Below are 25,580 nucleotides of genomic sequence, written 5' to 3'. Positions count from 1 at the left end.
TAAAAAAATACGCTAAAATGCGTATTTTTAAGAATTCAATAATCTGATTTTCAAAATATTATATTAATTTATTGCTTTTTGCTTTTTGAATAGCTTCTAGTTTATTGTGGACTTGCAGTTTATTGTAAATATTCTCAACGTGTTTTCGAATTGTTCCCACAGATAAAAATAAATTATCGGCTATGGCATTGTATTTTAATCCTTTGCTTAACTGTTCTAAGACTTCAACTTCTCTGTTGGTTAAATTGATTTCTTCGCAAGGTTCACAATTATCAAAGACCATTGGCTCTCGTAATAATTTTAGAGTTTTTAATGCAATTGATGGCGTCATTGCTGCTCCACCATTTAGAGTTTCAATAATAGCATTGTATAAATCTTGCGGATTTACTTCTTTTAGAAAATAACCATCGGCACCAGCTTTTATCGATTTAAAGATGTTTTCGTCATTATCAAAAACGGTAAGCATAATGATTTTGATTTGCGGATATTTATTTTTTACTGCCTCAGTTGCTTCGATGCCGTTCATTTTTGGCATTTCGATATCCATCAAAATTAAATCTAAGTTGTGATTTTTTTCTAATTTTTCTAATAAATCTTGACCGTGATTGGCTTTGAATTTTATGTCAATATCATCAAAAAAAGCAAGCTTATCTTGAATGGCTTTTTGTAAAAAAGTGTTATCGTCAACTATGGCTACTTTTATCATAATTTTAAATTTTTGGAATTTCAAATCTAATTTTGGTTCCTCTATCAATTAAAGAATTGATTTCAAAAGTTCCATCAATTTCTTCTATTCGTTTTTTCATATTGTGTAATCCGTTTCCGAAGTCGGTGTTTTCTATGTCAAATCCTTTTCCGTTGTCTTGAATTTCTATTTGAATTTTATTAGAAACATTTTTAACCTCAACGAGTATTTCATTTGCATCAGCATATTTAACGGCATTATTTACTGATTCTTGAATGGTTCTATAAAGATTTATCCCTACAATTGAAGAAAATTTTAAATCTTGTAACGATTCGTAAACATTGAATTTAAAGTCCACATCTTCTTTGGCTGATTTTGCTTTTTCGATAAAATTAAAAATTCGTGAACGCAAATCTTCAAATGAAAATTCATTATTGTTCATCGCCCAAATAGTGTCGCGAAGTTCGATGATGGTTGACTTAGTAAAATCGCTAATTTTGGTTAATTGATTGGTTATCTTGTTATCTGTAATTTGATTTCCGTGTTTTAAATTGTCTACTGATGAAATTACAAATGTTAGTTGCGCTCCGATATTATCGTGCAAATCTCGTGAAATTGAAAGTCGTTGTTCTTGCAATTGATTTTGAGATTCAATTTCTTTGATGGCCGATTTTAATTGGAATTCTTGTTCTTGTTGTTTGTTTTTAAGTTTTTGTTGACGGTAAATTAAAAATCCTATTAAACCTATGAATAGTGCTAATGATGAAACGGCTATTAGTTTATCTCGGGTGTTTTTTACTTCGATTTCTTTTTGAAGTAAAAGTTTTTCTTTTTCATTAGTTTCAAATTTTACTTCAAGTTCGGCTATTGCTGCATTGGTTTCTTTATTGATAATACTGTCTTTAAATTGAGCATAATTTTTAAAATTCTTTAATGCTAAATTAGTATTTCCTTGCAATTCATAGCATTCTGAAAGTTTTTTGTAACTGTATTGAAGCAAATCAACATAATTAGATTTCAAAGTGTTATCAGCGGTTTTTTGATAGAAATTTATGGCTTGATTGTATTGTTTTTGAGCTAAATATAAATCACCAAAATAAGAGAGATTTTCTGAAACACCTATTTGATCTTTCAATTTTTGACGAATATCTAATGCTTTCTGATAGTTAATCTTAGCTTTTTCATATTGTTTTCTAATTAGATAAACTCCTGCAATATTATTTAGACTATAAGGAATTCCGAGACTATCTCTAATTTTTTCTTTTAACTCTAATCCTTCATTATAAAAAAACAACGCACTATCCAATTGATTTTGCATTTCTTTTAGAACGCCATAATTGTTATAAATACTTAAAAGTGGTTTTTGTAAATTATTTTTTTGTGCAATGCTCATTCCTTTTTGAAGATATTTCTGCGCTTTTAGAAGGTCTCTTTTCTTCATTCTATAACCCAATTCTCCGAATTCGATGGCTAATTTTTCTTTATCATTCATTTTTTCAAATGCTGCAATGGCCTTCAAAGAATAAAAAAGATCTTTTTCATATTTGCCTTGGTAATAATAAACAAGACTCAAGTTACTATAACTCTGAGCTTCGCCTAAAGAATAATTACATTTTTTAGCATCCTCACTATTTTTAAGAAATACCTCAACTAAAAGCGATGCCTTTTGCTGTTTTTGCTCAAACGGAATTGCATTAATCGAATCAATACTTTTTTTATTTTGTGAAAAACATAAAAGTGGAACTATAATCAATGTTAATAAAATTCTGATCCTCATTTTATTTATCAATATTTATATTAATTACCGTTCCTTTACCTACTATGGAATTAACTTCAAATTCACCATCAATTTCTTCTATTCGCTTTTTCATATTATTTAAACCATTGCCGAAATCAACGTTTTCTATATCAAATCCTTTTCCGTTATCTTGAATATTGATTTGAATTTTATCCTGAAAACTTTTTACATCAACACTAATTTTTGAACTTTCAGAATATTTAATTGCATTATTGAGTGCTTCTTGAATGGTTCTGTAAATATTTATTCCGACCAAAGACGAAAGTTTAATTGACACTAAATTTTCATCAATATTAAACTCAAATTGTATGTTTTCTTTTGCAATTTTAGCTTTTTCGATAAAATTAAAAATTCGTGAACGCAAATCTTCAAATGAAAATTCGTTGTTGTTCATTGCCCAAATCGTGTCTCGCAACTCGATAATCGTTGACTTTGTAAAATCGCTAATTTTTGTAAGTTGGTTTTCAATTTTAGCATCATTAATTTGATTTCCGAACTTTAAATTGTCTACAGACGAAATTACAAAGGTTAGTTGTGCGCCAATATTGTCGTGTAAATCTCTTGAAATTGAAAGTCGTTGTTCTTGCAATTGATTTTGGGTTTCTATTTCTTTTATTGCTGATTTTAGTTCAAACTCTTGTTCGCGTTGTTTATTTTTAAGTTTTTGTTGACGGTAAATTAAATATCCAATTGTAATTAATGCGATTAAAATTAAAGCCAAAATTTGAAACTGGGTGTTTTTCTTTTTTATTTGAAGCTCGTTTTTTGCGATTTCAACTTTGGATAGAAGAAGTTCTTTTTCTTTTTTTTCAACTTCATATTTTGTTTCAATTTCTGTAATTGCTTTTTGAACATCAAGACTGTTTAAATTGGCTTGAATAGAATCTTTTGCTTTAGAATAAGTGTAGGCTTTTTCAAAATCTTTTTCTAATAGAGCGATTTTTTCGTAGTATTTGATGCAATTTAATTTGGAAATAGCTTCATTTAATTCGGTTGCAATAGAAAAAGTAAGCGCATTAAATTCCTTTGCTTTTTTTAAATTATTTGTTTTTATAAAATAATCTGTAAAACCACTGTAAGCATAAATCAAATTGGTTTTAGAATCTAATTTTTTAGCAATAGCAACCGATTCATTTAAACATTGCAAAGCCTCAGCATAATTTTTATCTTTTATTAAAACAGACGCTAAATTATTATTGACGGTTGACAATCCGTTTTGGTCATCAATTTTTCTTTTTATGGCAATAGCTTTTTTATAATTTTCAATTGATTTATTTCTATCCAATTGATTCTCGTACAAATTACCAAGATTAACATAGCAAACAGAAACGCCATAGTCGTCTTTTATTTCTTTTCGTATTTTGAGCGACTGCATTATATAATTATACGAATTTTTAAAATCGTGTAAACGTTCATAAACCAAACTAATATTGCTTAATGCGTTGGCTTGGCCTTCTTTATCATCAATTTTTTCAAAGATTTTTAATGCTTTAATATAGTAATTTATGGCATTAGTATATTTACCCGAATTGTAATCAAGTAAACCCAAATTATTATTTATCGATGCTTCTGTTATGGGTAATTTTACTTTTTTGACGTGATATTGTGCTTTGTAATAGCAATAATAGGAACTATCAATATTACCATTAATATCGTGAATAATGCCGCGAAGGTTGTAGCTTTTTGCGAGTCCGAAATCGAGTTTGCTTTTGCGAGATAACGCGTAACATTCTTTATTAAAACGAAGTGTTTTCTTCAAATCGCTATTTAAAAAACTTACACCAAGTTTGTGCAGTGCATCAATTTTTACAGAATCGCTAGCTTTTCCGTAAGCAATAGTTTTTAAACTGTCGATGTTTTGAGCCGAAAGAATATTAGGAAACAAAAAGACAAGCAAAAGTATTTTTTTAATCATAAAAAAGATAATTGTTTGGTCTAAAGTTACTTATAATTTCTATTGGAAATGATATCGATAAAAACTTTTTGAAGTTTTACAACCTCATCACCCAATGATTTCATATCTTTTGAATAATTGGAGCTGTATTCGTTAGAAATTATAACTTTTTCGTTCAGCATTTTTTGTTTGTGATGCAATGAATAAATTATCTCTTTAAGTACTTGAATGTTTTGCGCGTGTTTTTCTCTAATCTTTTTATTTTCTAAAAACAAAAAGATGATTGTAGCAAGCATCATCAGAATTAATAAAACTAGAATATAAATCATAAAAAAAGTCATTAAACCATTTACAAAAATGACTTAATGACTGCTTTAAAACAATACGTATTTATGCGTATTTATCCTTTTATTTTTTGAGTAAATTCTTTATCCGAATTCACCGTTTCTCCGTTGTATTGTAATTTCCAACCCATTGAATTTGTGAGAATTAAAATTTTAGACAATTCACTAATTAATCTATTTTTGGCATTTGATTTTAGAGTTGATTTATCTATTTTCTTTTTCAAATTTTCTCTAGCTAACTTATTGATTTTGTTATAATCATCACCTGTAAATTCATTAAAAGTAGAGGATTCAGTATTGTAATATTTAATATCGGGACTAATTTTTATTTCTTCTTGTGGAATGGTTAAAATGGTTACCGTTTTATTTTTGGCATCAATATCATATTGTACTTTGCTTAAATCAAAAGCCACGGTAACATCAGCATTAATAACAACCAATGCTTTTTTATCAAAACTCAAACCTGGAATGTAGGTTTCTTTTTTGTCCTTGTAGGTTAAAATTTCAGCAAAATGACCTTCGGTTACAACCAATTTCCCAACATTCTTAATTTGCTCTTGAATTAAATTGGTATCATATTCTATTGAAGATGTTTCGCTTTTGGTAGTAAAAAATTTGTATCCAAAAAACAAAACTAAAGCAATTAATATAAGAACTGCCCATTTTCTGAATTCAGACAAAGCGCCAAAAAAGCCAACTCGTGTCGAAGTATGTTGTGTCATAAATAATTATTTGACAACGAAGATATAAAATCAATTCTTTTTAAATAGTAGCTCTTTAGAAATTTTAATTTTATTGATTTGATTAATGCCATCAACAGCGGTTAAATAGTATAAAATTTCATTAGTTTCATCATAAAAAGGTTGTCCGTCAAACTCTGGAGTATTGATTTTTGTGCCCAAATTAATTGGTTCGCTCCAGTTTTTCCAAGTATCATCCTGACGATAGGAAAGAAATAAATCATAATTTCCAAGTGTACTAAATCCGTTGGAAGCAAATAAAAGTGTTTTTCCGTCAGACAATAACTGCGGCGTAAATTCATCGGATGCACTATTCAAAGTCTTACCCATATTTTGAAGCATTCCATAAGTTCCGTCTTCTTTTTTAGTGGTAAAATATAGATCAACGCCACCTTGAGTGAAGTCGGTTTCTATAGCAACAATTAAAATCTTACCATCATTAGTGCAAGTAATATCAGCAAAATCACCATAATTGCTATACGCCGGAATTTTAATTTGACCTTCTAATTGATACCTTTCATTTGAAAATTTAAAAAGTTCAAATCCCGTTTCATTAGAACCTAGTTTATAATTAGAACCACCTTTAATTAAAAAATCCGGATTAATAACGTCAATAAAATTATAGTAATCACCTGTATTTAAACCAGTTTCAATTGTTTTATTTGTCCAATTTCCATTTTGATTTGTGAAAGAAATAATTTCTTCTTTATCATTAACATTGATAGATGTAAACAACTTCTTCCCATCTTCTGAAATACAAATGGAAGACGGAATTAAATCTTGTAATTCTACTTTTTGGGAAACCGATAAATTTTCAAATTCGGATTTTGAATTAATAGTAACTTCTATAGGAGTTTCAGTATCGGAAATTCCAATAGCATCCACTTGCTTTTGTCCTGGAAGAAGAGCAAAATTAAATTCTACTTTGACCGCTATCACTCCAGAAACTGCAGTATCAAGAATAATATGTTCAATTCCTGGATTAAAAACATTTGGAACCTCTTGTATTTTTCTTCTTTTTCTTCCAAAATAATAAGCTCTGTCTAAGTTTAGCGTATGTTTATAAACAGGAGTTTTATAATCAAGCTTTCTAAACCAAACCGATTGAAATTTTTCACCATCTGTAGAAACTGAAATAGCAACGACACAACCAGCATTTAGGTTTTCGAATACTGCAATTTGTTTGACCAACTGTGCTTTTTCAAACCCAACAATGATAACTTCTCTTCCGTCAAGGGCTTTTTTGGGTGACCAAGCATTAGCACTATAACCACCTTGCGGAAAAACATCAGGCTTACCTAAAATTCTTTTTATTCCGAATTGTTTTCCACCTAAATCAGAGGAATATTTAATTAATTTTGATGCCCATTGCACTTGTTGTGCCTCAATAGAATTTAGAATAATAAAGAATAGAATTATAAATCGAAATTTTTTCATTACTTAAAATTGTTATTGTTTAAACATATAAAAGCAAAGGTTTTATTTAACAAAAAAATCATTTTGCTTCAGATAAATTTCAGTGATAAAAGAGGTAAGTTAGCAGTACTTCTTAAAATTTGTTTACTTTGAAATACTAAAAAAATGGGCTGCAACAACGTCACAGCCCAAGCAACAAAGTGTAATAACCTCTAATTATTTACTTTGATTTTTTCTACTTTTTTTCCTTTAAAAGCAAAGATAAATTCGCCATCGGTTGTGATGTCAATTCCTGCGCCATATTTTGGACTTCCACCTTTACCTTTAGATTGCACCGAACCTTTGGTTTCACCATTAGTCATATCGATTCCGTATATGATATTTTTGCTATTTCTTTGGTCTCTTAGATAGTAATTTCCTTCTATTTCATAAAAGAAATCAACTCCTCTAATTTTATCAGTTGCATAAGCTCGAGTGCCATCTTTTTTATTGTAGGATGCCAAACCTTTTTCAGAAAGAACTACTACTCTATCTCCAAAATCAATTACATCAGATGCTTTTCCGACTCCAGCATCATTGTGTTTTACATCAAATAATTGTTTGCCCGACGCTATATCATATCCGTAAAATTCATCGCCATCACCAACAAAAGCGGTTTTATCTTGATCGATAATTATATCAGTAATTCTCTTGTCAAATTTTTCAGAACGCCAAGATGTTAAACCTGTTTTGTCATCAATAGCCAAAACACCATTTTTTTGCGCTTTATAATCCCAATAGATATAAGGAACGCTCTCTCGATAAGTTCCACCCATTGGTGAAGATCTTGTTTCCATTCTGTACTCTTGGACTTGCACTTTACCTCCAATTTGTAACACTATTTTATCACCTGCTTTGTAAAGATTCGGCATACTAAAAGCTCCAGTAATTTTTTCGGATGCCCACAATAATTTACCTGATTCTAAATCGTGTTTTTCAATATATTTAGTTCGATCTCTAGTTCCTAACATTACCAAATAAACAGCATTTTCCTCAAAAATTGGGTCGGCAATTGTTCTGTAATATTTTTTGTTTTTAGTATTAGAGAACAAACCTTTTCCGCCATCCATATCGTTTTCATAGATGGCTTCCCAAAGTTTTTGACCATTATTAATATTGTAAACTTGCAATCCATTTAAATACATATAAATTTTATCACCTTTGATCCATAAATCTAAGATTGCTCTTCTGGTTACTAATTCTTTTTCAACAGTTCCCATAAAAGTTGCATCCCACAAAACTTCACCATTAAGCGCATTGATTTTTACTAGTTGATTTTTAAATCCTGCAAAAAGTGCACCCAATGCGGTTGGCTTAAAATTCACCATTATGATTTCATTTCTTTTGGCATCATAAATATATTTTCCAACGCCACCTTTAAAGCGATTGGTTTCCCAAACTTTCTCTCCAGTATTAGCTTTTACTAAAATAACAGAAGCTCTTTGTGAAATTAAAAAAGCGTCTAATTCGGTGATGTATTTTACGGTTTCCAACTCGCCTTCGTCGGCACCATCTTCAGATTTTGTTCCTTTTGGCATCAAATTTTGATATTCTTCAGAATTCCATAATTCTTTTCCATTTGCAATATCAATTACCGCAACTCTATCGGTTCCCATTTTTCTTTCGTCGAATAAAAACAAGTATCCACCTTTTGGTTTCCAAATTACATATTGATATTCACACTTATTGGTTTTATTGGTAGTGATTTTTTTGTAGTCACCACTCCAAACCATTTTTCCGTTGGCATCTAAAACGGTTGCTGAATTGTCGTCGGTTCCCAAAATATAAGTTCCATCGCCATCATTAACGGCTAAACGAGTAGCTTTGTTATCGAATTCAGATTCCCAAACGGTTGTGAAATTTCCTGATTTTTTACCTGCCGATTTTCCGCCGCCAGTAACTTTGCCTAATAATTTTCCAAATTGAGCATTGGATTGTAATGTTCCCATCAAACAAATGGAAAGCATTAAAATGGATAATTTTTTCATTTAAATAATGTTTAGAGGTTTATTAAAAAGTAATAGTGTAACGAATTTTGTAGCGCTGTTGCTTTTGCAATTTGAACTGAAACTTGTGGTCTAGAATGTAAGAAGACATAAAATTGATAAAATCGATGTTCTTGATATCACTATCGACTTTGAAAAAAGTGGATACTTTACCGTTTTGAACAACACCAATATCAATGACCATCGTGCCTTTTACATCAGAAAATTTTTTGTTCTTCTTTTTAGAAAACTCTTGAGATTTGAAGACTTCATCAATTTCTTTAGTTACTGTTTCAGCCACGACTTCTTCGTCGGTTAAAACCGGTTTTTGAGCATTGATTACTGGAGAAATTAGTAGTAAAAATGTTAATCCTAAAACTAGCCTAATAATTCGCATTATAAATTTGTTTACTGTTACAAGGCAAACTTATAACTTAAACTAAGCGAAGGAAATACGACAAAATACGTATTTTAAGAAAATGTAATAAAAGGATGTTTACTTTGAACTTGAGTTATCTTATCTTTTAAATTAGATAAAAACTTTAAATGACTTGGCGACTCAGGATTAAATGGTCGGTGTTTCAAAGCGCGTTGTATTTCACAAACTTGATTCATAAGTCCAAATTGTGATTCTGAAATATAGTTTTCAAAGAATTTAATCCAGATATAATCAATAGCTGTTTGACTTGGATGCAACATATCATCAGCATAATACCGATAATCGCGAAGTTCATCCATCATTATTTCATAGGAAGGAAAATAATTTACAGATTGTTCATAATCAATAACTGCTTGAACTGCTGAAATTAAATGTGCTTTACTCCTTTGATTTTCAATAAATCCGTCTTTAATATGTCGCACCGGAGAAACCGTGAAAATAAAATTGCAATTTGGATTTAGCTGACGAATTAAATTGATAGTATTTTGAATTGATTTTTCAATTATCGCTGCAGAAAGTATTTGTTTATCAAATTGATTTTGTGGCACTTTATGACAATTTGCAACAATAGCATTGGCATTAGATTGAAACTCTCGTTGTTTATAAACCCAACTTGTTCCATAAGTCAAAATAAAATGAGTTGCTTCCGTTAATTGATTGTGAGTTAGACGCAAAACCTCATTTAAACTATGTAAAAATTCTTCTTTATTAGGATTTGATAATTGAGAATGCACCTCAAAACAATGCCACAAATCGTGGTGAAAAAAGATATCGTTTTCAGTAAATGCAACTTTATTTACTACTCGATCAATCAACTTTTCTATTGATACTGGATTGAAAATAATCCCAAAAGGATTGACTACGTTTTGAAATTTAAAATAACTAAATTTCTCACCCATATTATCGGCAAAACAAGAACCAAAAGATACAATTTTAGAATTATAATCTATCGGGTTTTGGTATTTACCTATCGGAACTTTGGTAGAGAAATTCATTATTTATTTTAATTTTTATCAAAAATACGAAATGATTAATTAACCTTAAAATCATTCTATTCTTATATATAGTAATACAATCAAAATTTAATCTTCGACGCCATTTTATTTTCTACTTTTGCACTTCAACAAATACATTTAAATGAAACTACTATATTCCTATCTTAAAAAACATAAACTTTTGCTATTTTTCGCCTTATTGATGGCTGCTATAAACATCTGTTTTAGTTTATCAGACTCTATTATTACTGGTAAATTGATGCAAGATTGTGGCGTCGGAATTGGCAAGTATAAAGGCAACGAAGTGGGTTTTATAAAATCGGTTGCTTTTTGGTTAGGATTATCACTTGGCGCTGCAATGATTTCTCGAATTACCAAAAATTTTCAAGATTATTTCACCAATATTGTCATCCAAAGAACTGGTGCTGAAATGTATACTGATGGAATCAAAAAGTCTTTAGATTTACCTTATGAAGAATTTGAAGACCAAAGAAGCGGTGAAACATTGAGCAAATTAACAAAAGTTCGAATTGATTCTGAAAAATTGATTACGCTTTCCATTTCATTGATTTTTCAAACCGTAATCGGATTTGTTTTTGTCATTGTTTATGTCTCTCGCATTGATTATCGCATATCGATTATTTTCTTAATTACGGCACCAATTATTGCCTTGGTTAGTTCCTATCTTGGAAAGAAAATAAAAGTCGTTTCACGAAAAATCGTTACCCAAACCAACGCATTGGCGGGTTCAACGACTGAAAGTTTGAGAAATATTGAATTGGTAAAAAGTTTAGGATTGACTTATCAAGAAGAAAAACGTTTGAACTTAAATACTTTCAAAATCCTTCAATTGGAATTACAAAAAATTCGTTTCATTAGAAGTTTGAGTTTTATTCAAGGAACAACCGTTCATTTTTTAAGAACTTGCGTGGTATTTACTTTGTATTACTTTTTATTTGGAGGCAAAATTATCGTTGGTGATTTATTGACAATGGTCTTTTTTACCTTCTTTATTTTTGGTCCATTACAAGAATTAGGTTCTTTTATCATTGCATTGAATGAAACCAAAGTTTCTATGGAAAACTTTAAAGAATTATTGAATGCTCCTAAAGAATTCCGTCCTAAAAATGCCAGAAATATTGGCGCGATTAAATCGTTACATTTTTCTAATGTAAGCTTCAAACATAAATCAGCGAAACACAATGCAGTTGAAAATATCGCTTTTGATATTAAACAAGGCGAAACCGTTGCTTTTGTTGGACCATCGGGCGCAGGAAAAACAACCTTAGTAAAACTACTTGTTGGATTATATCCGCCAGCAAAAGGAAACGTAAAATACAATGAAATTGATTCTACAGAAATTGATTTATTAGATTTGAGAAAACAACTCGGATTTGTAACTCAAGATGCCCAATTATTTAGTGGAACAATTCGTGAAAATTTACTTTTTGTAAAACCATCTGCGACCGATGAAGAACTGCTTGAAGTATTGCACAAAGCAAGTTGTGATAGATTACTAGAACGTGCAGAAGACGGATTAAATTCAACTATTGGTGAAGGCGGAATAAAAGTTTCTGGTGGAGAAAAACAACGTTTATCGATTGCAAGAGCCATTTTAAGAAATCCAAATTTATTAATTTTTGATGAAGCTACTTCGGCTTTAGATTCTATTACCGAAGAAGAAATTAATGCGACCATCAGAAACATTTCTGATAAAAATAGAATTACAGTTTTAATTGCGCACCGATTATCAACCGTAATGCACGCTGACAAAATCTTTGTCTTAGAGCAAGGCAAAATCATCGAACAAGGCAAACATGAAGCATTGTTAAATGAAAAAGGTTTGTATTATGCTATGTGGAGACAACAAATTGGGGAACGCAAAAAAGAATAATGATGTTACAAAAAGAATACATTCAACCTAACGAAGGTTTCTCTCAAGTTGTTGTAGTTGAAACTGAAACGACTAAAACACTGCATATTTCAGGACAAATTGGAGCAGGAAACGATTTAGAATCGCAAACAATTGCAACCTTTAAAAATTTGGGAGAAATGTTGCAAGAAGGTAATGCAACTTTTAATGATGTTGTAAAAATGAATACTTATATCGTAAACTTTAATCCCGAAGTTGATTTACCAATTTTCAGAAAAGTACGAAAAGATTTTCTTGGAGAACAAAATTATCCAGCCAGTACTTTAGTTGGTGTCACTGTTTTAGGCAATAGAAATTGGCTTATTGAAATTGATGCTGTGGCTGTTATTGAGAAGAAATAGCATAAAAAAACTGTCAAGTTATAATTTGACAGTTTTTTTGAAACGATTTTTAACGCAATTTAAAATTCAAAAAGCATTCTTGATTGACTGTTTTTCGAGGCTTCAATAGGGAAATCATTAGTACCATATTGATAGTTAATAGAATTACTGATTCCTTCTGATGCCAAATAACCATTATAAAATAGTTTAATTTGCAACGTTGTTAAATTATTTTTTCCTCCTGGATAAATTCCAAAACCTTCAAAATTGTAAAATTGTCCAAAATAAAAAGCATTATAAAGATTCAAGTTTCTGAATCCGATGACATCAGAAAAAATATGTTTTTTTGAATCATAATTCATATAATTTTCTTCTGCTGAACTATTGTAATTAGGATTAAAATTGTTTTTTACTAGTTTAGTAACATTATTTTGATCAAATGTTATAGTGCCATTATAATTCTCAAATAAAGAAGCGTAATTGAAATTTGCATTATTGTTATTAGTATAGGAAAAATCGACCGTAATATCAATTCCGGGTTGAGATGCCGGATTTTGATCAGCTTCAAACTTGACTAATCTCTCTTGCGCATCATAGAAAAAATCTACACTCAAATAAAAAGTTGGTTGTTGGTTTACCCTAATATACTTATCAACGCGTGAAATTAAATTATTAGTATAAAAAAAATCAACTTTAAGACCTGTTCCATCTGAATAACTAGTTAATTTTCCATTTTCATATTGAAAATTAATTTCGTGATTTTCAAAATCATTATTCCAATTTGCACCAACAAACTTCATTTTTTTCACAATAGTTCCAGGAACATTTATAGAACTATTTTCTTCATTACTACAACTTGAAAAAAATAATGTCAATGAAAGTATTATTACTAAAAGGGAACGATTTTTCATAACTTATGTTGTTGAGCTATTTTTATTTTACTTCACAAAATCAACAGCTTTTTCCAAAGCTTCTTTAATTCCATCTACATTTTTACCTTTTCCTGATGCGAAAAATGGTTGTCCACCGCCATTTCCATCAATATATTTTCCTAATTCTCTAATTACATTTCCTGCGTTTAAAGATTTTTCAGCAACTAATTCTTTTGAAATATAACAGTGCATATTTGGAGCATTATCTTCAATAGAAGCTAAAAACACGAATGCATTTGGTTTAGATGTTCCGATAGCTTGTGCTAAATCTTTAGTAGAACTCATTGACAAATCAACTTGTTTAGCTAAAAAGTTGATACCATTTATTTCCTGAAAATCGGAAGCTAACGAATGCTTCAAGCCGTCGATTTTTTCTTTTAATAATTGCTCAATTTGTTTTTTTAATTTAGCATTATCATCTTGTAAACTTGAAACCGATTTTAAAATATCCTGAGGATTTTTCAAAGTTTCTTTGATTTCAGCTAAAGTATTTTCTTGATTTTTATAGAAATCTTTAACAGCATCGCCTGTAATTGCTTCGATACGACGAATTCCAGCAGCCACTGCACCTTCAGAAATGATCTTAAAATGCCAAATTTCTGCGGTGTTTTTCACGTGAATTCCACCACAAAGCTCCTTGCTTTCGCCAAATTCTATCATTCGAACTGCATCGCCATATTTCTCTCCAAATAAAGCCATCGCTCCTTTATCCAATGCTTCTTGAATTGGAATATTTCTATGTTCAACCAATTGCAATTGAGCTTCGATTTGTGCATTGACACTTGCTTCAACTTGACGTAATTCTTCATCAGAAACTTTACTAAAATGCGAAAAGTCAAAACGCAAATAATTTGGATTCACCAGCGAACCTTTTTGCTCTACGTGTGTTCCTAAAACAGTTCTCAGAGCCAAATGCATTAAATGCGTAGCCGAGTGATTTTTGGAGGTTGAAGTTCTTAAATCGGTGTTTACTTTGGCTACAAATCCAGCTTCAATATTTTCTGGAAGTTGTTTTGCAAAATGTAATATTAAGTTGTTTTCTTTCTTGGTATCAATAATAGCAATCGTTTCGTTAGCAGAAACCAAAGTTCCTTTATCGCCAACTTGTCCGCCACCTTCTGGATAAAATGGTGTATTGTCTAAAACAATTTGGTATAATATTCCGTCTTTTTTAGAATCAACTTTACGAATACGAGTGATTTTTACTTCGTTTTCTATTTGATCGTACCCAACAAATGTTTCTACATTTCCTGGAACTACTACTTTCCAATCTTCTGTCGAAACTTCAGATGCTGCGCGCGAACGTGCTTTTTGTTTTTGTAATTCCGATTCAAATTCTTCTTCGTTATAGGAATATCCTTTTTCTTTAAGAATCAAAGCCGTTAAATCTTTCGGAAATCCGAATGTGTCATACAATTCAAAAACTTTTGCACCTGAAACTTCTGTTCCTGATGTTTCGACAACTACTTTATCTAATAATTGTAATCCTTGATCTAAAGTTCTCAAAAACGAAGCTTCTTCTTCACGAATAACATTAGTAACCAATTGTTGTTGCGACTTGATTTCCGGAAAAAATTCTCCCATTTGATTTGCTAAAACTTCAACCAACTTATTGATAAAAGGTTCTTTGGTATTCAAAAAGGTAAATCCGTAACGTATAGCACGACGCAAAATTCTACGAATTACATAACCCGCACCAGTGTTAGATGGTAATTGTCCGTCAGCAATAGCAAAAGCCACAGCACGAACGTGATCAACAATTACACGAATGGCAATGTTGGTTTTATTTTGTTCTTCTGATATATTTTTAACTTCGTTGGAAGTATATTTTAATCCGGTAATTTGTTCTACTTTCGCAATAAGCGGTGTAAAAACATCCGTATCATAATTAGAAGTTACATTTTGCATTGCCATACACAAACGCTCAAAACCCATTCCGGTATCAACGTGTTGTGCTGGTAATTTTTCTAAAGAACCGTCGGCTTTACGGTTGAATTCCATAAAAACGTTATTCCAAATTTCAACTACTTGCGGATGATCAGCGTTTACTAATTCACGACCTGAAACTGCAGCGCGTTCAGCGTCGGTTCTTAAATCTATATGAATTTCTGAACACGGACCACACGGACCTTGATCGCCCATTTCCCAAAAATTATCTTTTTTATTTCCTAAAATAATTCGGTCTTCTGACACGTATTGTTTCCAAATATCGAAGGCTTCTTGATCAAACGGAACATTTTCGGCAGGATTTCCTTCAAAAACAGAAACGTATAAACGGTCTTTATCTAGCTTTAAAACTTCGGTTAGAAATTGCCAAGCCCAAGCCAATGCTTCTTTTTTGAAATAGTCACCAAACGACCAATTTCCGAGCATTTCAAACATGGTATGATGATAAGTATCAAAACCTACATCTTCTAAATCATTGTGTTTTCCTGAAACACGAAGACATTTTTGTGTATCGGCTATTCTTTTGCTCTTAGGTGTTCCATTTCCTAAAAAATATTCTTTGAATTGCGCCATTCCTGAGTTATTAAACATCAAGGTTGGATCATCTTTAAGAACAATTGGTGCAGACGGAACGATTAAATGTTCGTTACTTTCAAAGAAATTAAGGTAAGCTTTACGAATGTCTTGTGATTTCATTATATTTTATTTTCTTATATTTTAACTACGTTGAAACTTACTTTTGATGTTTTTAAAATCATTTCACTTTACAGCAAAAGACAGTTTCTAAATTAGTTTTTAACTTTAATTATTATTCTGATATTTTTTTTAATTCTTGCAATGCCAACGGAAATTTTTCTTTCATATAATTGATATAATCTGCAACACAATCAATTTCAGCAATTACGGTTGTAACGCCATCAATTTCATTTAATTTGTATGTTTCAAAACTACCGGTCCATTTTTCAGATTCGGCATCCAAAGGTACTTCTTTCAAATCTTTTAGATTTCCAATATGCTTAAAAATTAGCAACTTATTTGGAATTAAATAAAAAACATCGCTGTACATACCTTCAAAACTTGGCGCGATGAAATGAATTCTACTTCCTTGTTCAATTTCACCTGTGTAATAAGTACCTGCGCAAAATGGTGTTGTCCAATCGGAATACGATTTTTTATCCCACATTTTACTCCAAATGTGTTCTGCAGCAGCATTGATTTCAACCTCAAAAACTAACTTCTGAATGTTGTACAGATAGTTTCTTAAATTGGTTTTTACCAAAGCATCCCAACCCATTTGATAATTAGCTGGAGTAAAGTTAGGTCCGGCATCGGCAAACGATTCTACTCCTTCGTGGGTTAATGTAACTTCTACTTTATTATTTTCAATCTCAACAATAGTCCAAGTAACGGTGGAACTTCCTTTAGATTGTTCTGGATGATTCCAGGTATGTTGCAAAATTTTATTTTGTTCAACTTTTAAAATTTCGCCAGTATGCAAGTACTCTTTTCTGTCACTTTCATAAAATGAAAATTGATTTCCGATAGTAAGATTGAAATCTGAAATATCGAAATACCAAATCTTCATAGTTTGCGGATTAGTAATGGCATCCCAAACTTTTTCTTTGGTTGACTCAAATACTGATTTTGTACTGATTACACTCATCTTTTGAATTTAAAAAGTTGTGTTTAGAAATAAAAAGTTAATTAGTTTGAAACATTTCTTAAATTTGTTCGTATAACTACTGTTATTCTTAAAACGATTACAAAAATAGTATAATTTAAGAAATGTCGAAGAAAGTTAAGTATTATTACGATCCAGAAAGTTTGGCTTACCGAATAATTAGTCCTCAAAAAAGGAAAAAATTTGGATATGCCTTGTTATTCCTAATCGCATCGGCTTTATTTGGATTTCTATGCTTTGTGATTTTGATGAATACACCTTATTTTGAAACGCCAAAAGATAAAATTCAGGCAAGAGAAATTGAAAATTTAAAATTGAGTTATGCTCTTTTGAATAAAAAAATTGAAAATATTGATCAAGTTGCTGCTGATTTAGAAGAACGTGATAATAATTTATACAGAGTCTATTTTAATTCAGCCCCAATTTCAAATGAAAAGCGTCGTGGCATCATTGATCGATCAAGATATAAAGAATTAGAAGGATTCAATAACTCTGAACTGGTAATTAGCACTGCAGAAAAAGTTGATGGAATTTCAAAAGCATTGGCATTTCAATCAAAATCATTAGATCAAATATTAAAATTAGCTAAAGCAAAAGATAAATTATTGGGTGCTGTGCCTGCAATTCAACCCGTGAAAAATGAAGATTTGAAGCATATGGCATCAGGTTTTGGCTATAGAACCGATCCGTTTACCAAAGCACGAAAAATGCACGAAGGAATGGATTTTACGGCATCAACTGGAACACCAATTTATGCCACTGGCGATGGCGTAGTAACCAAAGCAGATAATTCTTTGTCAGGTTACGGAAATCATATTGAGATCAATCACGGATTTGGTTATTTAACTTTATATGCTCATTTAAGCAAATACAAAGCCCGTCCGGGACAACGCGTAAAACGAGGTGATATCATTGGTTATGTTGGAAGTACAGGAAGAAGTCAGGCACCACATTTGCATTATGAAGTTCATAAAGATGGAAAGGTAGTCAATCCGATTAATTTTTATTATGGAAATATTTCGGCAGCCGAATATGTGGCCATTTCTAAAATAGCGAACCAAGAAAATCAGTCGTTGGATTAACGATTTAAGATTGATGATTTTTGAATTTTGATTTTAAAATATAATTACAAAACAAGAAGATTAATTTGGAATTTAAAACTTATGCATATAGAATTATCTAAAGACAAATTGTATTTCAGTATTGGTGAAGTCGCCGAAGCATTTGATGTGAATGCCTCGCTGATTCGTTTTTGGGACAAAGAATTTGACATTCTTAAACCAAAGAAAAATGCCAAAGGCAACAGAATGTTTACACAAGAAGATGTAAAAAATTTGCAACTGATTTATCATTTAGTAAAAGAACGCGGATTTACTCTTGAAGGTGCAAAAACACATTTAAAAGAAGGTCAGAAAAAAACGCTTGATAAATTTGACATCATATCAAAATTGGAAGGAATAAAAGCAGAATTAGCCAACATTAAAAATAATTTATAATTATGAAAAAAGACAAAATCGTTAGCATTAGTTTTATCATATCTTTTGTTTTTTCGATATTGGGTGCGTTATTAAAAATAATGCATTGGGGAAATTCAACCCTTCTATTAGTAATCGGAATAATCGCATTAGGAGTTTTCATTTTTGCTTCACTTTATGAGATTTTTCAATCGAATAGAATACGATCTAACGAAAAATTTATGTGGCTCGTCGGATTTCTGACCTTAGGTTGGTTTGCCGGAATTGTTTACCTCTTGTTAGGAAGAAAAAGAATCGTTTAAATTGGCATACAAATTGTAAAAAAGAACTAAATATAAATTAATAAATAAACTTAAAAACAAATAGAAATTATGAGAAAATTTTTGCCTTGGATAATTTTAGCTGCTGTAGTTTTAATTGGATTCAGCTATTTTAAAGGAATTAACAATACTGCGGTTACGCTTGAGCAAGATGTCAAAGAATCTTGGGGAAATGTTCAAACATCTTATCAAAGAAGAAATGACCTTATCGGGAATTTAGTAAAAACCGTTCAAGGTGCGGCTGAATTTGAAAAAGGAACTTTAACAGCTGTTATTGAAGCGCGTTCTAAAGCTACTTCAATGACTATTGACCCTACTAATATCACTCCTGAACAATTAGCACAATTCAACCAAGTTCAAGGTGGGATGAGCAGCGCTTTATCACGATTATTGGTAACTGTAGAGCAATATCCAAGTTTGAAAGCAAATGAAAACTTCTTGAAATTACAAGATGAATTGGCTAGTACAGAAAATCAAATTCTAACAGCAAGAACTCGTTATAATGAGGCTATTAAACCGTACAATAATCACGTAAAAGTGTTCCCAAATAATATTTTTGCAGGTTGGTTTGGATTCAAAGAAAAACCATTTTTCGAAGCTGTTGCTGGAGCAGATAAAGCACCAGAAGTAGAATTTAATTTTGATAAAAAAGAAGATAAAAAATAATGTCTAAAGTTGAAGATTTTTTAACAAAAGCCGAAGAAGAAGAGGTAGTTGAAGCTATTCGTTTGGCTGAAAAAAATACTTCTGGCGAACTTCGTGTACATATAGAAAAGGAAACATCCATAGCTCCAATTGACAGAGCTGTGGAGGTTTTCAATCTTCTCGAAATGGAAAACACAAAAGATCGAAATGGTGTTATTATCTATGTAGCAGTAAAAAGCAGACAATTTGCTATTTATGGTGACAAGGGTATAAATGAAAAAGTCAGTGATGATTTTTGGAATTGCACCAAAGATATAATGCTTAACCATTTCAAAAATGGTAACAATAAACAAGCATTAGTCGATGGAATTAATAATGCTGGTGAACAACTGAAAAAGTTCTTCCCATTTCAAGACGATGACACAGATGAACTTTCTAACGAAATATCAAAAGGATGATACAACTAGTTTTTAGAATCGTAAAATTCTTGATGATTGCGTCACTTTTATTGTTACATCAACTTGGTTTTGCACAATATACTATTCCGCCTAAACCTGAATTTCAAACATCAGTTTATGATTATGCAAACCTTTTAACTGCATCAGAGAAAGCAAGTTTAGAAAACAAATTAGTGAAATATTCTGATTCTACAACTACGCAGATTGTTGTTATCACAATTGAGGATTTGAAAAATGAGGATATCGGTTTACTTACACCAAAGTGGTTAACAGAATGGGGAATTGGTCAAGCTAAAAAAGATAATGGAGTTTTAATTCTCTTGTCTAAAAATGATCGTAAAATTTGGATATCTCCTGGATATGGTGTCGAAGATCGATTAGTAGCTGGAATTGTAGGTGAAATAACAAGAAAAATAATTATACCCGAATTTAAAGCAGGTAGTTATTATAATGGTTTAGATAAAGGTTCCGATGCAATTTTTGAAGTTTTAAAGGGAAAATATAAAGGCACAAGAATAAAAGACAAAAATGAAGATAGTATATTCCCCATACTACTTTTCATAATTATTTTTGTGGTAATTATGATTATAGCTTCCAAGAGTAAAGGCGGCGGAAGTTCAGGAAATTCATCAGGAGGACCAAGTTTACTAGATATTATCATATTAAGCAATTTAGGACGAAGTTCTGGCGGTGGTAGTTTTGGTGGTGGATTTGGAGGATCATCTGGCGGAGGTTTCGGAGATGGTGGATTTGGCGGAGGTTTTGGCGGCGGCGGCGCTTCTGGTGGTGGAGCTGGCGGCGATTGGTAACCAAAAACTAAAATCATTGATATAAAAAAAAGGCTTTCTACATATTAGAAAGCCTATTTTTATTCTTTAAAACCACATCATTCCACCAGATTTCTTTTCTTTTCCTGCGAATTTTTCTAGTTTGTAGGTTAATGAAAACATTACATAACGTTTTAAAACTACATTCTCTTCATCTCTAATTGATGTTGCAGTAATGCTTCTTGTTGCGTTTTGATTTTGATTCAACATATCATACACTTTTACTTTTGCCATTAATTTCTTTTGAAAAAAACTATAAGACAAACTAGTGTTCCACAGGTAAAAATCTTTTTTAAATCCGCTGGCTATATTGGAGTTGTATGTGTAACCAAAGTCATTACCAAACGTCCAGTTTTTTGGCCAAAAACTAGTTACTTGCAGGTTTAACTTGTGCGTAAAATTAGAAGCCGATGCAATCACATAATTTGTAAAATCGGTTTTATTGTAAGTATAAGAATAAGATGGATTAACCGTTAACAATTCGCCGTATTCATAAGTAAAATTGGCTCTTGGACTGAAAGATAATGTTTTTGCACTAAACAATTCGCCATCAGTAAATCCTTTGGATAAACCAAAATTATTATTTGATCTTAATTCAAAACGGTATTTGTGAGCTTCTTTTTTAATTGATTTATTCCAATAAAAACCTATCCAAGAGTTGTACGTTCCTGAAACATTTTCATAAGAAGTGGTACGTTTTCTGTTAGCATCAAAAGTCGTTGACGAAACAATCTGATTATCATAGAAATTCCCACCAGCATATGTTCCATAACCTGAGCGTGTAGCATAATCAAAATCTCTATATGAAAAATAAATTCCGTGATTTTGATTTAAATCTAAATTAGAATTTCCGATAATAGTATTCAGCGGATTGGCTAAATCTTCAACAGGAAGAATTTGTCTGGCCGTTGGAAGTGTATAAGAATAGTTATAATTCACCCAAATGTTCTTACTTTTTGAAAAACGATAACCTCCATAAGCATTGATATAAGGCAAAACGTATTCTTTTTCTAACGTAGTTTTGACATTTAAATAATCAGAATCATTATCATAGTTTATTAAAGTTGTTCCCACATTAATATTCAAATTCATCTTTTTACTGTTGTATGCCATTCCAGTATTTGGAGTAACTGTTCTTTCAAGCGAATTAAAAGCATTAGATAACTCATTATTCACAGTAGAATAAGTGCCAGTTGTGGTATCAAAATCAAATGAATTTCTTCTGTCTTTATTCCTATCAATTTTATATTCTACTCCTAATTTTACTTGAAGTGAATCGGTTATGGGTTGAAAATATTCTATTTCTGTTCTATAATTTTCGCTCCGATTTCTAGAATTGTTTGTTTGATCTCTTACATCATCAGGATCAGTTCCTTGATAGAAAATAGTATTGGATTTTACAATTTCATTTTCGTTGGTATTTGCATTTTCATTTTCAAAAACTAAACTTAATGATTTCCCTTTTCTTTTAAATGATTTAGAGAAAGACAAAGTATTGTTGAACGTGTCGTTATCATTTTCATAAAAATTGTTTGAATTACTTTCGTTAAGTAACGCATTAGTTGCATCAAAAGAAGTTTGAGAAGAAAGATTCCTGTTTTTATTATTTGATTTTGTAAAATTTGGCTCTATCGAAATTGTTGTCAAAGAATCAATTTTATATTCAAATAAAGAAGAAACATTATGCACGTATCTATCTTCAATAGTATTTGAATTGGAATTAGTGGTAAAATTTCCTGATGGTAAGAAATTAGTTAAACTAGTTCTATTCGTATTTTTAGAATTGGCACCCGAATAGAAATAACTTAAAGACGTTTCAGCATCTTTAAACCAATCATCAGAATAATTTATTCCTACTAAATTGGATTCTGTAATTCCTTTGTTTCCACCGAAGTTTCTTCCGTTTATTCCAAAAGAACCATTATCACCTACCCAAACGCTTCTATTTCGTCCGCCACCCATATTATCAAAGACTTCATCCATAGAAAAACCAGTAGCATTGATATTATTTGACGATGCTAAAACACTAATTTTCTGTTTATTTTTAAAATAATTAACCAACGTGCTGGCTTCATAACGTTTATCTGAACCTGTTCCGCCCATAAATTTACCAAAAAAGCCTTTGTTCTTATTTTCGTCAATGGTAAGATTTATACTGGCTGTATTAGCACTTGCCGCAGCACCTGTTTGCTCCTCTTTTTTAGTCTTGGTATCAGAGACTTGTACTTTATTGATAATATCGGAAGGTAAATTTTGTAGCGCAATTTTACCGTCTTTATCAAAAAATGGTTTTCCGTTTACTAAAATTTGGTTTACTTCTTTTCCGTTTACGGTGATTTTTCCTTCAGTATCTATTTCTACACCAGGTAATTGTTTCAACAACGACTCGACATTAGCATCTGGACGCACTTTAAACGAAGCCGCATTAAACTCTAAAGTATCTTTTTTAATTCGTATTGGCGGTGTTTCTTTTTTAATAATAACTTCATCAAGATTATTGATGGCCACTTTCATAGCAATTGTGCCAAAATCTCTATCAGCAGCAACATTATCAAGATTAATTTTGTATTCATCATAAGTCACAAAAGAAACTTTAAGATAAACTGGCTTATCATTTTTTTTAATTTTAAAATCAAATTTCCCAAATTTATCGGTAATGGTGTAATCAATCAGCGTAGAATCTTTGGTGGAAGATAAATAAACCGTAGCCGATTCGATTGGAAGTTTTGTGACATCATCAATTATTTTTCCTTTTAAATTGATTGAATTTTGTGCAAAAGAAATGGTGCAAAATAATACTGCAACAATTGAGTAGAACGTTTTTGGCATAAAAATATATTGGTTAGTTTTTAAAATAACTGCGAATTAAACACTTTAGTATTCAAAGTAATAATTTCTTACAAAACTTTAACATATAAGCAAAAAAAAACGCCCAATTTCTTGGACGTTTTCTATTGTACTATTTTTTCTTTTTAGTTGTTTTCTTAACAACTTTAGTTTTAGTTGTAGTAACTTTAGTTTCAGGAATTGTGGGTTCCGAAGCTCATTTTAAAGCTTTTAAAGACTCTAAAGCATAGGCATTAGTTGGATCTAAAGCTATGGTTTTATTAAAGAATTCTTTAGCTTTAACTTTATCGGTGTTAGCAAAATGTGCACCAATACTGTTGTATGATTCAGTAACTTTTCCTTTATTTTTAGCAATTTCTTCGTCACCTTTTGGTAATACGATATCTAAATATTTTTGGTAAGTAGCTGCCATAACATCATCTTTATCTAAAGTGCTATTAATTCTTGCTTTATACAAGTAAGCTTCTTGATAAGTAGGTGAAGATGTGATTACATTATCCATAGCCTTATCTGCTTTTTCTAAACTTGCTACATCAATTGTTTTAGCATCTTTACCTCTATTGATTGTGAATACTGAAAGACCATAGTAAACGTTGTCTTCAAGATAATTTTTAGAAGTTGGATTTAATATAGCAGCCTCAAAAATAGCTGAAGCAACATCATATAACTTTTGACCAAAATATTTTTTTCCAATTTCATTTAATCCATTTGACAATAATGGCTCCATTGTCACTGCTTTCTGAATTTCGGCAGCTCCATTTTTCAACAAAGTTGCATCAATCGTTTTACCGTCAGCACCAATTGACTTTTTCACAAGAGCTAATCCTAAGTAATAGTAATCACCAGGAATCACTTTAGTTCCTTTAGCGATAAACTCATTTAAAGCTGTGATAGCTGCATCAGTATTACCGTTTTCATAAGCTGAATAACCTAAGTAACGCAGGATTCTTGGATTTACTTTATCCAATTTTTTCATTTCATTAGCTTCTGCTTCAAGAGCAACATAATCTTTTGCAAGAATCAAGAAATCAGCGTGACGCATACGAGATGTTAACGAATAATCTGTTAAACGCATGTACTCATTATAATTATCAAGTGCTTTTTTGATATTCTCAGTATAAGTTGATGGCTTATTGTTTGCCCACAAATAGTAAGTTTCAGCTAATTCTCTGTAAACTGGACCATAAGTTTTAGTGATAGCAGTTACTTCATCATAAGCTTTAATCGCTTCAGCATAAGCTTTTGCGCCTTTTAATAAAACACCCAATTGCATTTTAGCTCTGATTAATGAACTATCAGATTGATAAGCGTTTCTATAAGCAGCATAAGCATCATTTTGATTTTTTTCACCATAATAAGCATCACCTAAAGCCAATTGAATATAAGCATTAGTTGGATTAGCCGCTTTAGCTTTGTTTAACACCTCAATCGCAGCTTTATAATCTGGTTTGTCAGCATTCATATAAGCTTTTGCAATGTAGATGTATTCTTCAACATCTTTCTTTTTAAGATCTTTGGTAACAAGATCAAATTTAGATTTTGCACCAGCAACATTTCCGCTATTCAATTCTAGTTGACCTAAACCAATGTTATTGATTTTACCTTCTTCTGAAGATAATCCTTTATCAAATGCGAATTTCGCAGAATCCTCAATGTTTTGAGTTAGATATATATTTCCTAAAAGAAATGATGCTCTACCATTAGCTTTAGTTTGAATTATACTCTTTAATAATGACTTAGCTTTTTCATACTGTTCAGCATCAATTGCTTTTCTAGCTTGATCTAAGTCTTGTGCTTGGCTTACTGCGGCAGAAGCCAACAAAGCAATACTGAAAATTTTAAATTTGCTCATCTTATTGT

The 25,580-nt window shown here is 31.1% G+C and carries 22 protein-coding genes; 8 read left to right on the top strand and 14 right to left on the bottom strand.

Translation table 11 applies throughout. The annotated features are described in order from the left end of the window. Nucleotides 1-58: 58 nt before the first annotated feature. The 9 genes from Q0050_RS09140 to Q0050_RS09100 form a co-directional block, all read right to left on the bottom strand. Nucleotides 59-709, bottom strand: coding sequence for a response regulator transcription factor (locus Q0050_RS09140; RefSeq protein ID WP_298394649.1), 651 nt, complete (start codon nucleotides 707-709; stop codon nucleotides 59-61). A 1-nt stretch (nucleotide 710) separates the two neighbouring features. After that, on the bottom strand, nucleotides 711-2,462 hold the full coding sequence (locus tag Q0050_RS09135) for a sensor histidine kinase (RefSeq protein ID WP_298394545.1): 1,752 nt from the start codon (nucleotides 2,460-2,462) through the stop codon (nucleotides 711-713). Nucleotide 2,463: 1 nt separating this feature from the next. Beyond that, nucleotides 2,464-4,398 carry a sensor histidine kinase gene (locus tag Q0050_RS09130; protein ID WP_298394542.1) on the bottom strand — a complete coding sequence of 645 codons (1,935 nt, stop codon included), beginning with the start codon at nucleotides 4,396-4,398 and terminating at the stop codon, nucleotides 2,464-2,466. Between the two features lie 26 nt (nucleotides 4,399-4,424). Then, on the bottom strand, nucleotides 4,425-4,706 hold the full coding sequence (locus Q0050_RS09125; RefSeq protein WP_298394539.1) for a hypothetical protein: 282 nt from the start codon (nucleotides 4,704-4,706) through the stop codon (nucleotides 4,425-4,427). Between the two features lie 71 nt (nucleotides 4,707-4,777). Then, the gene (locus Q0050_RS09120) at nucleotides 4,778-5,443 is read right to left on the bottom strand and encodes a DUF4230 domain-containing protein (RefSeq protein ID WP_298394537.1); all 666 of its coding nucleotides are present in this window, start codon (nucleotides 5,441-5,443) and stop codon (nucleotides 4,778-4,780) included. A gap of 30 nt (nucleotides 5,444-5,473) precedes the next feature. After that, a complete protein-coding gene (locus Q0050_RS09115) occupies nucleotides 5,474-6,898 on the bottom strand; it encodes a hypothetical protein (protein ID WP_298394535.1) in 1,425 nt (474 codons plus the stop codon). A gap of 191 nt (nucleotides 6,899-7,089) precedes the next feature. After that, entirely contained in the window at nucleotides 7,090-8,904 is a 1,815-nt protein-coding gene (locus Q0050_RS09110) for a PQQ-binding-like beta-propeller repeat protein (RefSeq protein ID WP_298394533.1), read from the bottom strand. 22 nt (nucleotides 8,905-8,926) lie between these two features. Then, entirely contained in the window at nucleotides 8,927-9,298 is a 372-nt protein-coding gene (locus tag Q0050_RS09105; RefSeq protein WP_298394529.1) for a hypothetical protein, read from the bottom strand. Between the two features lie 74 nt (nucleotides 9,299-9,372). Then, nucleotides 9,373-10,335: a GSCFA domain-containing protein gene (locus Q0050_RS09100; RefSeq protein WP_298394526.1), complete on the bottom strand. Its 963-nt coding sequence runs from the start codon at nucleotides 10,333-10,335 to the stop codon at nucleotides 9,373-9,375. A gap of 142 nt (nucleotides 10,336-10,477) precedes the next feature. On the opposite strand from Q0050_RS09100, the gene Q0050_RS09095 reads away from it, so the two are divergent. Both Q0050_RS09095 and Q0050_RS09090 read left to right on the top strand, forming a co-directional pair. After that, the gene (locus Q0050_RS09095; RefSeq protein ID WP_298394523.1) at nucleotides 10,478-12,229 is read left to right on the top strand and encodes an ABC transporter ATP-binding protein; all 1,752 of its coding nucleotides are present in this window, start codon (nucleotides 10,478-10,480) and stop codon (nucleotides 12,227-12,229) included. After that, complete coding sequence (locus Q0050_RS09090) at nucleotides 12,229-12,609, top strand: RidA family protein (protein WP_298394520.1); 381 nt, start codon at nucleotides 12,229-12,231, stop codon at nucleotides 12,607-12,609. Before Q0050_RS09095 ends, Q0050_RS09090 begins: the two co-directional genes overlap by 1 nt. Before the next feature lie 59 nt (nucleotides 12,610-12,668). Here Q0050_RS09090 and Q0050_RS09085 read toward each other — a convergent pair whose 3' ends face one another. From Q0050_RS09085 to Q0050_RS09075, 3 genes are all read right to left on the bottom strand, one after another. Further along, nucleotides 12,669-13,499 (bottom strand): hypothetical protein, encoded by an 831-nt coding sequence (locus Q0050_RS09085; RefSeq protein ID WP_298394517.1) that lies wholly within the window; start codon nucleotides 13,497-13,499, stop codon nucleotides 12,669-12,671. A 27-nt stretch (nucleotides 13,500-13,526) separates the two neighbouring features. Further along, nucleotides 13,527-16,163 carry an alanine--tRNA ligase gene (gene alaS, locus Q0050_RS09080; protein ID WP_298394514.1) on the bottom strand — a complete coding sequence of 879 codons (2,637 nt, stop codon included), beginning with the start codon at nucleotides 16,161-16,163 and terminating at the stop codon, nucleotides 13,527-13,529. Nucleotides 16,164-16,275: 112 nt separating this feature from the next. Continuing rightward, the gene (locus Q0050_RS09075) at nucleotides 16,276-17,130 is read right to left on the bottom strand and encodes an SRPBCC domain-containing protein (RefSeq protein ID WP_298394510.1); all 855 of its coding nucleotides are present in this window, start codon (nucleotides 17,128-17,130) and stop codon (nucleotides 16,276-16,278) included. A gap of 122 nt (nucleotides 17,131-17,252) precedes the next feature. Here Q0050_RS09075 and Q0050_RS09070 point away from each other — a divergent pair, with 122 nt between their 5' ends. From Q0050_RS09070 to Q0050_RS09045, 6 genes are all read left to right on the top strand, one after another. After that, nucleotides 17,253-18,230, top strand: a complete 978-nt coding sequence (locus Q0050_RS09070; protein ID WP_298394507.1) for a M23 family metallopeptidase — start codon at nucleotides 17,253-17,255, stop codon at nucleotides 18,228-18,230. Nucleotides 18,231-18,311: 81 nt separating this feature from the next. After that, nucleotides 18,312-18,644 carry a MerR family transcriptional regulator gene (locus Q0050_RS09065; protein ID WP_298394505.1) on the top strand — a complete coding sequence of 111 codons (333 nt, stop codon included), beginning with the start codon at nucleotides 18,312-18,314 and terminating at the stop codon, nucleotides 18,642-18,644. Between the two features lie 2 nt (nucleotides 18,645-18,646). Continuing rightward, complete coding sequence (locus Q0050_RS09060) at nucleotides 18,647-18,925, top strand: PLDc N-terminal domain-containing protein (protein WP_298394503.1); 279 nt, start codon at nucleotides 18,647-18,649, stop codon at nucleotides 18,923-18,925. A gap of 69 nt (nucleotides 18,926-18,994) precedes the next feature. Next, nucleotides 18,995-19,609: a LemA family protein gene (locus Q0050_RS09055; protein ID WP_298394501.1), complete on the top strand. Its 615-nt coding sequence runs from the start codon at nucleotides 18,995-18,997 to the stop codon at nucleotides 19,607-19,609. Beyond that, nucleotides 19,609-20,046 (top strand): TPM domain-containing protein, encoded by a 438-nt coding sequence (locus tag Q0050_RS09050; RefSeq protein WP_298394498.1) that lies wholly within the window; start codon nucleotides 19,609-19,611, stop codon nucleotides 20,044-20,046. Before Q0050_RS09055 ends, Q0050_RS09050 begins: the two co-directional genes overlap by 1 nt. Continuing rightward, on the top strand, nucleotides 20,043-20,855 hold the full coding sequence (locus Q0050_RS09045) for a YgcG family protein (protein ID WP_298394497.1): 813 nt from the start codon (nucleotides 20,043-20,045) through the stop codon (nucleotides 20,853-20,855). Before Q0050_RS09050 ends, Q0050_RS09045 begins: the two co-directional genes overlap by 4 nt. Nucleotides 20,856-20,921: 66 nt before the next feature. Here the strand turns inward: Q0050_RS09045 and Q0050_RS09040 are convergent, their stop codons facing one another. Further along, the gene (locus Q0050_RS09040; RefSeq protein ID WP_298394494.1) at nucleotides 20,922-23,702 is read right to left on the bottom strand and encodes an outer membrane beta-barrel protein; all 2,781 of its coding nucleotides are present in this window, start codon (nucleotides 23,700-23,702) and stop codon (nucleotides 20,922-20,924) included. 214 nt (nucleotides 23,703-23,916) lie between these two features. Beyond that, the gene (locus Q0050_RS09035) at nucleotides 23,917-25,572 is read right to left on the bottom strand and encodes a hypothetical protein (protein WP_298394491.1); all 1,656 of its coding nucleotides are present in this window, start codon (nucleotides 25,570-25,572) and stop codon (nucleotides 23,917-23,919) included. Nucleotides 25,573-25,580: the final 8 nt, after the last annotated feature.

Origin of the sequence: Flavobacterium sp. (assembly GCF_027483985.1) — a bacterium.
Lineage (GTDB): Bacteria > Bacteroidota > Bacteroidia > Flavobacteriales > Flavobacteriaceae > Flavobacterium.
The sequence above is the reverse complement of the archived record's forward strand: the minus strand, read 5'-3'. Positions and strand labels throughout refer to the sequence as shown.